General features: G+C 61.6%; 12 protein-coding genes and 1 pseudogene. 8 read left to right on the top strand and 5 right to left on the bottom strand.

The window, feature by feature from the left end; all coding sequences use genetic code 11:
* Positions 1 to 20: 20 nt before the first annotated feature.
* Positions 21 to 569: a TlpA family protein disulfide reductase gene (locus JJJ17_RS02235; RefSeq protein WP_407673315.1), complete on the top strand. Its 549-nt coding sequence runs from the start codon at positions 21 to 23 to the stop codon at positions 567 to 569.
* A gap of 54 nt (positions 570 to 623) precedes the next feature.
* On the opposite strand, the gene JJJ17_RS02230 is transcribed toward JJJ17_RS02235, so the two are convergent.
* On the bottom strand, positions 624 to 1,193 hold the full coding sequence (locus tag JJJ17_RS02230) for a DNA-3-methyladenine glycosylase I (RefSeq protein ID WP_200683435.1): 570 nt from the start codon (positions 1,191 to 1,193) through the stop codon (positions 624 to 626).
* 149 nt (positions 1,194 to 1,342) lie between these two features.
* Here JJJ17_RS02230 and JJJ17_RS02225 point away from each other — a divergent pair.
* The 3 genes and pseudogenes from JJJ17_RS02225 to phbB all read left to right on the top strand — a co-directional run bounded on the left by JJJ17_RS02225 (position 1,343) and on the right by phbB (position 4,414).
* Positions 1,343 to 2,113 (top strand): annotated as a pseudogene (locus JJJ17_RS02225) (EAL domain-containing protein).
* A gap of 316 nt (positions 2,114 to 2,429) precedes the next feature.
* Complete coding sequence (locus tag JJJ17_RS02220) at positions 2,430 to 3,602, top strand: acetyl-CoA C-acetyltransferase (protein WP_200683433.1); 1,173 nt, start codon at positions 2,430 to 2,432, stop codon at positions 3,600 to 3,602.
* An 86-nt stretch (positions 3,603 to 3,688) separates the two neighbouring features.
* On the top strand, positions 3,689 to 4,414 hold the full coding sequence (gene phbB / locus JJJ17_RS02215) for an acetoacetyl-CoA reductase (protein WP_200683432.1): 726 nt from the start codon (positions 3,689 to 3,691) through the stop codon (positions 4,412 to 4,414).
* An 84-nt stretch (positions 4,415 to 4,498) separates the two neighbouring features.
* On the opposite strand, the gene JJJ17_RS02210 is transcribed toward phbB, so the two are convergent.
* From JJJ17_RS02210 to JJJ17_RS02200, 3 genes are read right to left on the bottom strand one after another with little or no spacing between them, the layout of a single operon-like run.
* On the bottom strand, positions 4,499 to 4,663 hold the full coding sequence (locus JJJ17_RS02210) for a YdcH family protein (protein WP_200683431.1): 165 nt from the start codon (positions 4,661 to 4,663) through the stop codon (positions 4,499 to 4,501).
* A 59-nt stretch (positions 4,664 to 4,722) separates the two neighbouring features.
* Positions 4,723 to 5,481: a tRNA1(Val) (adenine(37)-N6)-methyltransferase gene (locus JJJ17_RS02205; protein ID WP_200683430.1), complete on the bottom strand. Its 759-nt coding sequence runs from the start codon at positions 5,479 to 5,481 to the stop codon at positions 4,723 to 4,725.
* Positions 5,474 to 5,683 (bottom strand): putative signal transducing protein, encoded by a 210-nt coding sequence (locus JJJ17_RS02200; protein ID WP_200683429.1) that lies wholly within the window; start codon positions 5,681 to 5,683, stop codon positions 5,474 to 5,476. The genes JJJ17_RS02205 and JJJ17_RS02200 overlap by 8 nt, the downstream gene beginning before the upstream one ends.
* Positions 5,684 to 5,758: 75 nt before the next feature.
* Between JJJ17_RS02200 and JJJ17_RS02195 the strand changes: the two genes are divergently transcribed.
* Positions 5,759 to 6,760, top strand: a complete 1,002-nt coding sequence (locus JJJ17_RS02195; RefSeq protein WP_200683428.1) for a polyprenyl synthetase family protein — start codon at positions 5,759 to 5,761, stop codon at positions 6,758 to 6,760.
* 147 nt (positions 6,761 to 6,907) lie between these two features.
* On the opposite strand, the gene JJJ17_RS02190 is transcribed toward JJJ17_RS02195, so the two are convergent.
* Positions 6,908 to 8,233 (bottom strand): ammonium transporter, encoded by a 1,326-nt coding sequence (locus JJJ17_RS02190; protein ID WP_200683427.1) that lies wholly within the window; start codon positions 8,231 to 8,233, stop codon positions 6,908 to 6,910.
* 280 nt (positions 8,234 to 8,513) lie between these two features.
* Between JJJ17_RS02190 and JJJ17_RS02185 the strand changes: the two genes are divergently transcribed.
* The 3 genes from JJJ17_RS02185 to JJJ17_RS02175 all read left to right on the top strand — a co-directional run bounded on the left by JJJ17_RS02185 (position 8,514) and on the right by JJJ17_RS02175 (position 13,651).
* Positions 8,514 to 9,929, top strand: coding sequence for an ammonium transporter (locus JJJ17_RS02185; RefSeq protein ID WP_200683426.1), 1,416 nt, complete (start codon positions 8,514 to 8,516; stop codon positions 9,927 to 9,929).
* A gap of 172 nt (positions 9,930 to 10,101) precedes the next feature.
* A complete protein-coding gene (locus JJJ17_RS02180; protein WP_200683425.1) occupies positions 10,102 to 12,387 on the top strand; it encodes a transglycosylase domain-containing protein in 2,286 nt (761 codons plus the stop codon).
* A gap of 163 nt (positions 12,388 to 12,550) precedes the next feature.
* Positions 12,551 to 13,651, top strand: a complete 1,101-nt coding sequence (locus JJJ17_RS02175) for an agmatine deiminase family protein (protein WP_200683424.1) — start codon at positions 12,551 to 12,553, stop codon at positions 13,649 to 13,651.
* Positions 13,652 to 13,780: the final 129 nt, after the last annotated feature.

Raw genomic sequence — 13,780 nt, 5'->3', positions numbered from 1 at the left:
TGAAGTCCTTCGGAGGTCATATGCTGCGTTCCGTCCTGCTTTATACGGCACTGGTTTTCTGTGCAAACACCGCCTTGGCAGGCGAGGTGGATTGGCAGGCCGCGAAAGATGGCGGGCTGGACAAGCTGGTGGTGACGAACGACGCGCCGCCGGTGGCCGAAACCACGTTCACCGACCCAAAGGATGGCACGCACACGCTGGCCGATTACAAGGGTCAGGTGGTTCTGGTGAATTTCTGGGCGACATGGTGCGCACCCTGCCGTGAGGAAATGCCCTCGCTGGATGAATTGCAAGCGGAACTGGGAGGTGATGATTTTCAGGTGGTTCCAATCGCAACCGGCCGCAACTCGGTCGAAAATATCGATCGATTCTTTCAGGAAACCGGCGTCGAGAACCTGCCGGTCCTGCTGGACCCACGCCAGCAGCTTGCCCGGCAGATGGGTGTGGTCGGACTTCCGGTCACCATCATCCTCGACCGCGACGGCAACGAGGTCGCGCGGCTGATGGGCGATGCCGACTGGGCTAGCGATGCTGCGAAAGAGCTAGTCAGGCAGTTAATCGCGGGCTGATCGAAGCGGTCGGCGGCAGGAGCGTCGGTTTGAAATCTCACCCTGCCGAGGCGCTCAGGACGCCGTGCCGCCAAGCCGCGCGTGACAGGGGCAGCCAGTGATGTGGTCGTTGACCATCCCGGTCGCCTGCATGAAGGCATAGACGATCACTGGCCCACAGAAATTGAAGCCGCGCTTTTTCAGCGCCTTCGACATGGCGGTCGATTCGGCGGTTGCGGTCGGAACCTGCGACATATCGCTAAAATTGTTCTGAATTGGTTTGCCGCCGACGAAGCTCCACAACCACGGTGTGAAACCCTGTTCCTTCTCGATTTCAAGAAATAGCTGTGCGCCTTTCACCGTGGCTTCGATCTTGCCGCGATGGCGGATGATGCCAGCATTCAGCAAGGCGCGATCGACGCGCGCGACATCCCAACTTGCAATCCTCTCAGGATCAAACCCTTCGAATTCCTCACGAAAAGCGTCGCGCTTGCGCAGAATGGTGATCCAGCTCAACCCGGCCTGAAAGCCATCCAGCACCAGTTTTTCCCATAACGCGCGAGGGTCATATTCCGGCACGCCCCATTCTTCGTCGTGATATGCGACATAAAGCGGGTCGGTGCCGCACCACGTACATCTGGTCATGTTCCGTTAACCTCGCTTCCAGAATCCCCTGCCCGTTGACGCGAAATTAGGGAAACATGGGTCAGGATCAACACCCGACCAGATACCAGACGAGGCTTCACGTGACCAACGGCTCCCCTCCCTTCAAAGGCTCGCCGCTTGATTATGCGATGAACCGGCAGGAACGACTGACCCTGCCCGCCGTCCACGCGGCGGTGGCCAAGGGCAATGGGGTTCTTGCCTTCCAGCCCATCGTGCAGGCTGAAAATACCGGGCGTCCGGCCTTTTACGAAGGTCTCATTCGCATCATCGACGACAGCGGTCGTATCGTGCCTTTGCGTGACTTCATGCCGGTCGCGGAAACGACCGAACTTGGGCGCGAAATCGACTGCCTGTCGCTGTCGCTTGGCCTGCAGGCGCTGCTCGAAAACCCGATACTACGCCTGTCGATCAATATGTCCGCACGCTCGATCGGCTACCCGGCATGGATCAAAATCCTGCGCGACACGGTGACCGACGACGCTCATGTCGGTGAGCGGTTGATTCTAGAGGTGACTGAAAGCTCGGCCATGGATATGCCCGCTGAGGTCAATTCTTTCATTCGCGAGGTGCAGCAATACGGGATCAGCCTTGCGCTGGACGATTTTGGGGCCGGCTATACCTGATTCCGTTACCTACGGGATTTCTGCTTTGACATGATCAAGATCGACGGACAGTTCATCCGCGAGATCTCGAAACATCGCGACAATCAGGTGCTGACCCGCGCGCTGATGTCGATAGCGCAGCATTTCGACATGTTCACCGTGGCCGAACAGGTCGAGACGGCGGACGATGCCAGCTTTCTGATCGAACACGGCATCGACTGTATGCAGGGCTATTATTTCGGCGCACCGACAATCGCGCCGCCATGGCGCACTCCACCCTCGGTTGCGGTGCGCTGATTTCTTCGAAGCACTGACTGCGCCCGCTGCCGTTTTGGCAATGGCACGGCGGCAATCTGACCGAATTACGCGAGAGCAACAAAATCCTGCGAAATCAACGAATGAAAACTGCGCGATACCGCGATTGCAGCGCCGTCAGTAACGAGACTGAAATGGTCCCTAAACGCCCGCGAAGCGTCTCAGCCCGCCCGATATGGCCTGCCGCTTCGGGGCTCGGATATGTCGCAATTGCATGGCGTTCCTTGACGCGACGACATGAACCGGCATCCTAGCGTTGATTCGCCATTCGTCCGGCGACCAAGGGAAGGAGCCCGCCATGACCAAAGCTGTTATCGTTTCCGCCGCGCGCACGCCGGTTGGAAGTTTTCTTGGATCTTTCGCGAACGTCCCGGCACATGATCTGGGTGCCGTCGTTCTGAGGGAAGTTGTTGCCCGTGCCGGTGTGGACCCCGCCGAAATCAGCGAGACCATTCTTGGTCAGGTGCTGACCTCCGGCCAAGGCCAGAACCCTGCACGGCAGGCACATATCCACGCCGGGCTACCCAAGGAATCCGCTGCGTGGCTGATCAATCAGGTCTGCGGCTCGGGCCTTCGTGCGGTTGCGCTGGCGGCCCAGCAGGTCATCCTTGGCGATGCAAAGATCGTTCTGGCGGGCGGTCAGGAAAGCATGTCGCTGGCCCATCACTCGGCCCATCTGCGCGCCGGTCAGAAGATGGGCGATCTGCAATTCATCGACACGATGATCCGCGACGGTCTTTGGGACGCGTTCAACAATTACCACATGGGCCAGACCGCAGAGAATGTGGCGAACCAGTGGTCGATCAGCCGCGAAGAGCAGGACGAATTCGCCGTCGCCTCGCAGAACAAGGCTGAGGCCGCGCAGAAGGCGGGCAAGTTCGACGATGAGATCGTCGCCTATACCGTGAAGACCCGGAAGGGCGATACTGTCGTCGATAAGGACGAATATATCCGCCACGGCGCGACGCTGGAAGCGATGCAGAAACTGCGCCCCGCCTTCACCAAGGACGGCAGCGTGACTGCGGGGAACGCATCTGGTCTAAACGACGGTGCCGCCGCCGCGATGGTGATGACCGAGGAAGAGGCGAACCGCCGCGGCCTGACGCCTCTGGCCCGGATCGCCTCTTATGCGACCGTCGGTCTTGATCCGTCGATCATGGGCACCGGCCCGATTCCGGCCAGCCGCCGCGCGCTGGAAAAAGCGGGCTGGAGCGTCGGCGATCTGGATCTGGTCGAAGCGAATGAGGCTTTCGCTGCGCAGGCCTGTGCAGTCAACAAAGACATGGGCTGGAACCCCGAGATCGTGAACGTGAACGGCGGCGCCATTGCTATCGGGCACCCGATTGGCGCTTCGGGCGCGCGTATCCTCAACACCCTGCTGTTCGAAATGAAGCGCCGCGACGCCAAGAAAGGCCTTGCCACGTTGTGCATCGGCGGCGGCATGGGCGTGGCCATGTGCCTCGAACGGTGATTGCGATTTCGGTGCGCAATGATATTGCGCACCGAACCATCAACATTTAACAAGATTTCAATGAAGCTTTCACTTAAGGGGGGAATATGTCCAAGGTAGCACTTGTCACGGGTGGTTCGCGTGGGATCGGCGCAGCGATCTCCAAAGCCCTGAAAGACGCCGGTTACACGGTCGCGGCCAATTATGCTGGCAATGACGATGCCGCAAAGGCGTTCACCGATGAAACCGGGATCGAGACCTTCAAATGGTCGGTGGCCGATTATGATGAATGCGCAGCGGGTATCGCCCGGGTGAGGGAAAAGCTGGGCCCGATCTCGGTTCTGGTGAACAATGCCGGGATCACACGCGATGCGATGTTCCACAAGATGACCCCGCAACAGTGGAAAGAGGTCATCGACACCAACCTGACCGGCCTGTTCAACATGACCCATTCGGTCTGGGGCGACATGCGTGACGCCAAGTTCGGACGTGTCGTCAATATCAGCTCTATCAACGGCCAGAAGGGTCAGGCTGGGCAGGCCAATTATTCGGCAGCCAAGGCAGGCGATCTGGGCTTCACCAAGGCACTGGCGCAGGAAGGCGCGCGGGCCGGGATCACCGTCAACGCGATCTGCCCCGGCTATATCGGGACCGAGATGGTCCGCGCCATTGATGAAAAGGTGCTTAACGAACGGATCATCCCGCTGATCCCGGTCGGTCGTCTGGGTGAGCCGGAAGAAATCGCCCGCGCCGTGGTGTTTCTGGCGTCGGACGATGCGGGCTTTATTACCGGATCGACCATCAGCGCGAATGGCGGTCAGTACTTCTCCTGACGCTGTTTCCGACAATTTTACAAAGAAAGACGGCCCGCGCGTTCTGCGCGGGCCGCTTTCATTCGGGTGAAACCATTCTGGTGACTAGTGGGACAGTCGGGAAATCTCTTCCTTCAGACGAAGCTTCCTGCGTTTCATCTCGGTAATTTCCACGGTATTCATGCTAGGGCTTCTTTCCGCCTTTTCAACGGCTTCCGAAAGCACTCGGTGTTTCTTGCGAAGCTCCTCGACATGGGAAGCAACCGACATCGCGTCCTCCTATCCAGTTGTGTCGAACAGGGGGATTGCAGCACAGGATTGCGATTCTGTCACGAGACTTTTGCAAAGAGATTCGTGATCGCCTGACCCTCGCGGAGAACAGCCGATGCGGCGGGGCTGAGGTCTTCGCCATCGGCCAGATGTGCGCCGTTTTCATGCATGATGAAGGGAGCCAAAAGCCGCAGCGGCCCGCGCCCGCCCTTGCGCGCCGTGACGATGATCCGGCCCGCTTCGCGGCCTGTCCGTGCAGCCACGGGCAGGATCGCGATGTCACCAGCGCGGTCCGACAGTCCGGCGATGATCCCATCCAGCCTGTCGGCCCGTTGGATCAGAGTGATGGTGCCACCGGGTCGCAAACGGCGCAGACCGGCGTCGATCCATAGCGACAGCGGGGTATTCTCCTGCCTCGCCTGCGCCCGCCCCAGGTCAGGTGCTGCGGTTCCGGCGAGAAAATAGGGTGGGTTGGCGATGATGTGATCGAAACTCTCGGCCCGCAGATCGGCGGGGGGCGCGGCAAGATCGCCCGTGATGATCAGGCAGGCAATCGCATTCAGATCGGCGTTCTGCCTGGCAAGGTCCGCATATTCAGGCTGCTGCTCGATTCCGGTCAGGCGCAGGTCGGACAGGCGCCAGCCAAGGCACAGAAGCGCCACCCCCGCCCCGCAGCCAAGCTCCAGCACCGACTGTCCGGGTTGCGCCGGGCACGCAGCGGCCAGCATCACCGCGTCGGCACCCGCGCGATAACCTTTGGCCGGTTGCAGGATCCGCAGCCGACCGTTCAGAAAGCCGTCGTTTCGAAGATCACTCATCCAGCCCGGCATCGCGCAGGATCGCACGCGCCATGAACTCGTCGCGGTCGGCGACCATGATGCGCCGGGGCAGAATACCGATCGAGCCTTCCAGCACGCTCATATGCTGGTCCATTTCGAACACGAGTATTTCCTCCTGCTCCAAGAGGTCTTTGGCGATTGAAATACGCACGGGATCGTTGCTGCGAAAAAGCTCTTTCATCGGCAAAACGTTACGTGGCGGTTGCGCAATTGTCGATGGCATGGCAATGCGTTCGCGCAGAAACGGGGTTGGGCAATGGGTGTGAAGCAAGACGTCCAGAAACCGCTGGATCGCCTGTCGGTCGCTTTGGCGGATGAAATGGAGGCGGTGAACGTCCTCATTCGGCAGAAGATGTCCAGCCGGCATGCGCCCCGGATCCCCGAGGTGACAGCGCATCTGATCGAGGCTGGCGGCAAAAGGTTGCGGCCGATGCTGACGCTGGCTGCGGCGAAGATGGTCGGCTATGGCGGCCCCTATCACGTGCATCTGGCGGCGACGGTCGAGTTCATTCACACCGCGACCTTGCTGCATGACGACGTGGTTGATGAAAGCCGTCAGCGGCGCGGGCGGCCCACGGCTAACCTGTTGTGGGACAATAAATCTTCGGTTCTGGTCGGCGACTATCTGTTCGCCCGCAGCTTCCAGTTGATGGTCGAGCCGGGGAATATGCGGACGCTGGAGATTCTGGCGAATGCCAGTGCGACCATTGCCGAGGGCGAGGTGTTGCAACTGACCGCCGCGCAGGATCTGCGGACGGATGAAAGTGTTTATCTTCAGGTGGTTCGCGGCAAGACCGCCGCGCTGTTTTCAGCTGCGACCGAGGTTGGCGGGGTGATTGCGGGTGCGCCGCAAGCGCAGGTGCAGGCGCTGTTCGATTATGGCGATGCGCTTGGGATTGCCTTCCAGATTGTCGATGATCTGCTGGATTACGGCGGCGCGACCGAGACCATCGGCAAGAATGTCGGCGATGATTTTCGTGAACGAAAACTGACGCTTCCGGTGATCAAGGCCGTCGCCAAAGCCGATACCGAGGAACGCGCCTTCTGGTCGCGGACCATTGAGGCGGGCGATCAAAGGGACGGCGATCTGGAGCAGGCGCTGCGGCTTCTGGCCAAGCATGGCGCGATGGAAGCGGCGCGCGCGGATGCGCTGGATTGGGCGGCGAAGGCCAAGGCGGCGCTGAACGAATTGCCGCCGCATCCGATCCGCGACATGCTGGCCGAACTGGCGGATTTCGTGGTCAGCCGGGTCGCCTGACCCCCTTCACAACCCGCACACAGTCGGTGCACAGCGCGTACACAGACTGTACACAGGCTTGATGCCATTGGAAAAATCGTGTTCCCTAACAGGAAGGGGCGAGGCGCTTTCGCACCCCGCCCCCTCTCGGGAAGAGACCCTGTTATTTTATGCCTGTACGAAATCCGGGTAGGCTTCCATTCCCATCTCTTTGGTGTCGAGGCCGTTGATCTCGGTCTCCTCATCGGCACGGATACCGACGGTCATCTTCAGGACGGTCCAGACGATGAAGCTGGCGGTGAAGACGAAGGCACCGATGGCGACGATGCCGATCAACTGGGTGATGTAGCTGGCCTCGGGGTTCGAGGCCGGGACGATCAGCGTGCCCCAGATGCCTGCGATCAGGTGAACCGGGATCGCGCCGACCACGTCGTCGATCTTGAATTTGTCCAGCAGCGGGACGGTAAAGACCGCGATGGCACCGCCGACGCCGCCGATCAGAACCGCGCCGAGGATCGAGGGGTAAAGCGGTTCGGCGGTGATCGAGACCAGACCGGCCAGCGCGCCGTTCAGCACCATGGTCAGGTCGATCTTGCCATAGCGCAGGTGGCAGCAGATGATTGCCACGACGACACCGGCAGAGGCGGCCATGTTGGTGTTGACGAAAACCCGGCTGACATCGGCGGCATCATTGACCGAGCCGATGGCAAGCTGCGATGCGCCGTTGAAGCCGAACCAGCCCAGCCACAGGATGAACGTGCCAAGCGTCGCCAGTGCGAGGTTAGAGCCGGGCATGGCGTGAACGCTGCCATCGGCGCGATACTTGCCATGGCGTGCGCCAAGCACGATGGCACCGGCCAGCGCGGCAAAGCCCCCGGTTGCGTGAACCAGCGTCGAACCTGCGAAGTCCGAGAAGCCCATTTCCGACAGCCAGCCGCCGCCCCACTGCCAGCTTGCCTCAATCGGGTAGATCAGGCCGGTCAGCACAACGGTGAACAGCAGGAAGGGCATGACACGCACCCGCTCGGCCACGGTGCCCGAAACAATCGAGGCGGTGGTCGCGCAGAACATAAGCTGGAAGATGAAGTCCGACCCGGCCGAATATCCGTCCTCGGTCACGCCCGCGGCGACGGGATCGATGCCTTTCGGGACGAAAAGCTCTCCGATCAGGCCGCCGATGGTCCAGTCGCCCGGATACATCAGGTTATAGCCGACGATCCAATACATGATCCCGGCGATCCCGAAGACGCCGACATTCTTGAAAAGCTGGGTTGTGACGTTCTTCGAGCGGACCAGACCCGCTTCCAGCATCGCAAATCCTGCCGCCATCCACATGACCAGAAAGGCTCCGATCAGGAACAGCAGGGTGTTGAAGATATAGGCCACCTCGGGGGTGACACCCCCCGGCGCAGCTTCAGGGACCACCTCTTGCGCGGACACCGGCAGAGCCTGTGTCATCGCAAGAATCGCGGCAAGCATAAGGAGCTTTTTCATTCTGTTACCTCGCTTCCGTGATGCAGCCGCCGGGCGACCGCCTTGTGACCATTGATCGGGACATCACGGCTTTGCGCGCAAGTTGTGTGGCCATTGTGCAGGCGCAGAAACTCAGTCTGCCTAAATATTGCGCTGAGGTCGGTTTTTCTGCCCCGAAATGTCTCAAACGCGATCTGATTGGTCGCTAAACATGCTCAACCTCTGTGCATGGGCGTCTGACTTGCTCATGGAAAAGGCGTTGGCGGCCTGGCGGGCTGCAGCCTTTTTGGGGAATATCGGAATGAAAAGGGCACTTCCTTTTATCGCAATGGCCGCGTTTGCTGCGGCCCCTGCCTTTGCTCAGGACGCCGCAGCGGTCGTCGAGACCGCCGTGGCCGAAGTGGCCGCGCCGGTCGCAGACAAAGGTGATACGGCCTGGCTGCTGGTTTCGGCGATTCTGGTCATGATGATGACGCTGCCGGGTCTGGCGCTGTTCTATGGCGGTCTGGTCCGGGCCAAGAACATGCTTTCGGTGCTGATGCAGGTTCTGACTATCTTCAGCATCATGGCGATCCTGTGGGTCGCTTTCGGCTATTCGCTGGCCTTCACCGGCGCGGGCAGCGCCGAGGATGTCGGCTTCCTGACGCCCTATATCGGCGGTTTCAGCAAGGCGTTCCTGTCGGGTGTGGGCACCGATGCGCTGGCCGAGACCTTCTCGACCGGGGTTTATGTGCCGGAACTGAGCTTCGTGATCTTCCAGATGGCCTTCGCCTGCATCGCCAGCGCGCTGATCGTCGGCGCGACCGCAGAGCGGCTGAAATTCTCGGCCATCCTGCTCTTCGTGGTGATCTGGTTCTTCTTCTCCTACATCCCGATGGCCCATATGGTCTGGTGGTGGGGCGGCCCAAGCGCCTATGACGCGCCTTCGGGTCTGCTCTTCAGCCATGGCGCGCTGGACTTTGCAGGCGGCACGGTCATTCACATCAATGCGGGCGTCGCCGGTCTGGTCGCAGCCTTGGTCGCCGGTCCGCGCATCGGTTACAAGAAAGAGCTGATCGCACCCCACAACCTGACCTTCACCCTGATCGGTGGCTGTCTGCTGTGGATCGGCTGGTTCGGCTTCAACGCCGGTTCCAACCTCGAGGCCAATGGCCTGACCGCGCTGGCGATGATCAACACCGCTGTGGCGACCGCTGCCGCCGTGCTGGCATGGTCCTTTGGCGAATGGATCTTCCGTGGTCATCCCAGCCTTCTGGGCGGTATCTCGGGCGCGATTGCCGGTCTGGTCGGGATCACCCCGGCGGCAGGCTTCGTCGGCCCGATGGGCGCGATCGCCATTGGTCTGGTCGCGGGTCTGATCTGCATGTGGTTCGTGATCTCGCTGAAATCGAAGATCGGCATCGATGACAGTCTGGATGTCTTCGGCATCCACGGCATCGGCGGCATCATCGGCGCGATCCTGACCGGCGTATTCGCGGCACCCTCGCTGGGCGGCGGCGGTGTCTTCGACTACTCGACCGGCGAAGTGGCCGAGTTCGCGATGGGCAGCCAGGTCTATGCGCAGACACTGGGCGTGGTCATCGCGATCATCTGGTCGGCGGTCGTGTCCTTCATCGCCATCCATATCGTGAAGGCGGTGATCGGTCTGCGCGTCGCCGAAAGCGACGAGCGGCAGGGTCTGGACGTGACCACCCATGGCGAGAACGCCTATAACTAAGGCGGATTTCCGCACTATCGGGGGCCCGGTCATCGCGACCGGGCCCTTTTCAATTGCCACACGTCAAATCACGTCTCGGTCAGCCCAATTCCCTCGCCGTGATTCTTGATGTAAGGTGGCCGCCAATTCGGCCGGGTGAACCGGCTCTGGGCAGCGACAGGCATCCACAGGAATGAAACGACCGACCGGCACTCCGAAGCGCACGGGCCGCAGCCCCGTTGCTGACAAGCGCACACAGCCGCAACCCGAAAAGCCCGCGACTTCGGGCAAGGTGCGGCGACACAAGCAGCGCCCGCGTTCGGGCAACGTGGTGGTGCGGACCGTGGTCGGCACCGTCAGTCTGATCTGGCGTATCCTTTGGGGTTCGGCCTGGCGGCTGGCGATGGTGATGTTCCTGATCCTAGGAGCGGCCACGACCTATTATTACATCAGCCTGCCCAAGGCCGAGGATCTGTTCGACGCCCGCGCCCGCGGCTCTGTCACCATGCTGGATCATGAGGGCAAGGTGTTCGCCTGGCGGGGCGAGACCTATGGCGCGGTCAGCAGCGATCAGATCGCGCCGGTGCTGAAACAGGCCGTCATCGCGACCGAGGACAAGCGTTTCTACGGCCATCTGGGCATCAGCCCGCGCGGTATTGCCAGCGCCATCAAGATCAACCTTGCCGAAGGGCGCGGCGCGCTGGAAGGCAATGGCGGCTCGACTATCACGCAGCAGGTGTCGAAACTGCTGTGTCTGGGCGAGACCTTCGATCCGATCCGCTGGAAGAACGAGGCCGAGTTCGAGGCGGATTGCCGCGTCGGCAGCCTGTGGCGGAAGATCAAGGAAGTGCCGTTCTCCTTCGCGCTTGAGGCCAAGTATTCGAAGGACGAAATCCTTAGCATCTACATGAACCGCTCTTACATGGGTGGCGGCGCGCGGGGCTTTGAAGCTGCCAGCCAGCGCTATTTCAACAAACCGGCATCCGAGGTGAATGCGCAGGAATCGGCGATGCTGGCCGGGCTTCTGGTCGCGCCCAGCCGTTTCGCACCGACCGCAAACCTGCAGCGCAGCCGTGACCGTGCCAATGTGGTTCTGGGGCTGATGCATGAACAGGGCTATCTGGACGAGGCACAGCTTACCGATGCGCGCGCCCATCCGGCCAGCCTGTCGCAAGCGGCAGAGGCGCGCGCGGGCGGCTATTTCGCGGATTGGGTGATGGATTCGGGTCCGGGCTTCCTGACCAGCGAAACGACCGAGGACGTGACCATCCGCACCACGTTCGACCAGCGCATTCAGCGCGCGGCGGAAGGTGCGGTGAAGCGTATTTTCGACGAAAAGGTCGATACTGGCAGCAAGGCCGAAGCCGCGGTGGTGGTGATGTCGGCGGATGGTGCAGTGCGTGCCATCATCGGCGGTCGCGACACGACCGTGAACGGTGCCTTCAACCGCGCGGTTCAGGCCAAGCGGCAAACCGGGTCCAGCTTCAAGCCCTTCGTCTATGCGGCGGCACTTGAGGCGGGTTATTCGCCCTCGGACGTCGTGCAGGACGGGCCGCTGACGATCCGCATTCCGGGTGGGCGTCCGTGGTCGCCGCAAAACTATACCCGGCGTTTCTATGGCGCGGTGTCGCTGACCTCGGCGCTGAAGAACTCGCTGAATACCGCGACGATCCGCCTGCAGGAGGCCGTGGGCCGTGATGCCGTGCGCCGCGTGGCGCATGATTTCGGCATCGTCAGCAACCTGACCACCAGCCCCTCGCTGGGCCTTGGCGCGTCCGAGGCGACGCTGATGGAACTGACCGGCGCCTATGCGGGCATCCGCAACGGCGGCACCTCGGTCGCGCCTTACGGGCTGATCGAGCTGCGCATCCGCGGTGATGAGCAACCGTTGATGGGTCAGTCGGGCGGTATGGGTCAGCGGGTGATCAGCCAGCGGGCAGCAGGCCAGTTGATCTACATGATGCAACAGGTGATCGACAGCGGCACCGGCGGGCGCGCGAAAATGGGCTCGCGCCCGATTGCGGGCAAGACCGGCACCACCAGCAGCTATCGTGATGCGTGGTTCGTCGGCTTCTCCGAACAATACGTGGTCGGCGTCTGGATGGGCTATGACGACAACACCCCGCTGAAAGGCGTGACCGGCGGCGGTCTGCCCGCCGAAATCTGGCAAGCGGTGATGACCGATATCCATCAGGGCCTGCCAGAGCTGCCGCTTTCGACCGTCTCGCCGGATGGCAGCGGCATTATCCTGTCGGGTGCCGATGGCGGGCAGAAGGTGGTGACCTCTGGCTCGGCCGACGATCCGCTGGCGGCGGCGCTGGCTGGCGTCATGAACCAGTCCAACAGTCAGCAGGCGCAGCAGGGTGGCCGCGTTGTCACCGCTCCGACCGAGATTCAGGGCGGCGGCGCAGCAGGCGGCGGCGGGGGCGAGGATGACGCGCTGATGCGGGCCTTGCAGGGTGCGTTGGGCGGCAACTAGACCCGGCACTTCCCGCAAATGCGATGAGAATGCCCGCCCGATGGCGGGCTTTTTCATTTCCAGAACCACTGGACGGCGGTTTTCGGGCGGGACTATCCTTGGCCTTCGGTCATGGTTCCCGCGTCGGCCTGTCTGGCCTGATGCGTTTTGGAAGGGGTTGCAGATGGTGACGCGGCGCGTGGTTATTGGCTCGGCGGCTGTTGCCGGTGGTTTGTCGCTGGCTCCGCGCGGTTTGCGCGCCGGGCAGACCGCCCGTCAGGCGGGCTTCTGGTATCCAGAAGAAACCGACCCGCATGAGCGGACTTTCATGCAATGGCCGGTCAATCGCGAAGTCCATCCCGACGCGGATTTCCTCTACGATCTTCAGGACAGCATTGCCGAGATCGCCAGCACCATCGCCGAGTTCGAGCCGGTGGTGATACTGGCCGCAGCCCGGCATCACCGCGATATTCGGGCAAGGGTTTCCGGCGGGGTCGAGCTTTGGGACATCCCGACCGACGATCTTTGGTGCCGCGATTCCGGGCCGTCTTTCCTGATCGACGGCAAGGGCGGGATCGCGGTGACGCAGTTCAATTTCAACGGTTGGGGCAACAAGCAGGTGCATGGCAATGACGGCCTGATCGCCGCCCGCGTGGCCCAGCATCTCGGTTTGCCGGTCTTTGATACGGGCCTGATCGGCGAGGCAGGCGGGGTGGAAACCGACGGTCACGGCACGCTGATCGCCCATGAAAGCACCTTCATCAATCCGAACCGAAACCCCGGCACCAAGGCAGAAATCGAGCGGATGTTGCTGGACACGATGGGCGCGGAGAAGATCGTCTGGGCGCCCGGCATCATTGGCGCCGATATCACCGATTATCACATCGACGCCTTGGCACGGTTTGTGCGCCCCGGCCAGATCGTGATCCAGATGGGTGAAGAGATGGACCCCGATGATCCGTGGTCCGTCGCCGCCTTCAAGACGCATGACATCCTTGCCGCCGCCACCGATACGAAGGGTCACCGGCTGGAACTGGTGGTGCTGCCCGAGCCATGGGAACCTCGGGTTCAGACACCGGATTTCGTCTCGTCCTACGTGAATTACTATATCTGCAATGGCGCGGTGATTGCCGCGGAATTCGGAGATCAGGACGCCGATGAACAGGCTGCCGCGATCCTTGCCGACCTTTATCCCGACCGCGAGATCGTCATGTTGAACATCGATCCGCTGGGCGAGGTCGGCGGCGGCATCCACTGCGCCATGCATGAGCAGCCGAAGGTCTAAGGGCCTGCACCGCCTGCGTCCAGGTTGCGGGCGGGGTGGCGCGCGGCGGGCTTATGTGTGAACTTTTGGTATGGCGGGACGTTTCCCCGCCAACGGTTTTCCCGCGTGACCATTGCCCAAGGAGGAACT

This window comes from Paracoccus caeni (assembly GCF_016629665.1).
GTDB classification, from domain to species: domain Bacteria; phylum Pseudomonadota; class Alphaproteobacteria; order Rhodobacterales; family Rhodobacteraceae; genus Paracoccus; species Paracoccus caeni.
The sequence above is the reverse complement of the archived record's forward strand: the minus strand, read 5'-3'. Positions and strand labels throughout refer to the sequence as shown.

What these genes read in the sequence shown, in the direction of transcription:
- JJJ17_RS02235 (WP_407673315.1), top strand. Translation starts at nt 21, where the DNA reads ATGCTGCGTTCCGTCCTGCTTTATACGGCACTGGTTTTCTGTGCAAAC.
- JJJ17_RS02220 (WP_200683433.1), top strand. Translation starts at nt 2,430, where the DNA reads ATGACCAAAGCTGTTATCGTTTCCGCCGCGCGCACGCCGGTTGGAAGT.
- JJJ17_RS02190 (WP_200683427.1), bottom strand. Translation starts at nt 8,233, where the DNA reads ATGAAAAAGCTCCTTATGCTTGCCGCGATTCTTGCGATGACACAGGCT.
- JJJ17_RS02195 (WP_200683428.1), top strand. Translation starts at nt 5,759, where the DNA reads ATGGGTGTGAAGCAAGACGTCCAGAAACCGCTGGATCGCCTGTCGGTC.
- JJJ17_RS02210 (WP_200683431.1), bottom strand. Translation starts at nt 4,663, where the DNA reads ATGTCGGTTGCTTCCCATGTCGAGGAGCTTCGCAAGAAACACCGAGTG.
- JJJ17_RS02230 (WP_200683435.1), bottom strand. Translation starts at nt 1,193, where the DNA reads ATGACCAGATGTACGTGGTGCGGCACCGACCCGCTTTATGTCGCATAT.
- JJJ17_RS02180 (WP_200683425.1), top strand. Translation starts at nt 10,102, where the DNA reads ATGAAACGACCGACCGGCACTCCGAAGCGCACGGGCCGCAGCCCCGTT.
- JJJ17_RS02200 (WP_200683429.1), bottom strand. Translation starts at nt 5,683, where the DNA reads ATGAAAGAGCTTTTTCGCAGCAACGATCCCGTGCGTATTTCAATCGCC.
- JJJ17_RS02205 (WP_200683430.1), bottom strand. Translation starts at nt 5,481, where the DNA reads ATGAGTGATCTTCGAAACGACGGCTTTCTGAACGGTCGGCTGCGGATC.
- phbB (WP_200683432.1), top strand. Translation starts at nt 3,689, where the DNA reads ATGTCCAAGGTAGCACTTGTCACGGGTGGTTCGCGTGGGATCGGCGCA.
- JJJ17_RS02185 (WP_200683426.1), top strand. Translation starts at nt 8,514, where the DNA reads ATGAAAAGGGCACTTCCTTTTATCGCAATGGCCGCGTTTGCTGCGGCC.
- JJJ17_RS02175 (WP_200683424.1), top strand. Translation starts at nt 12,551, where the DNA reads ATGGTGACGCGGCGCGTGGTTATTGGCTCGGCGGCTGTTGCCGGTGGT.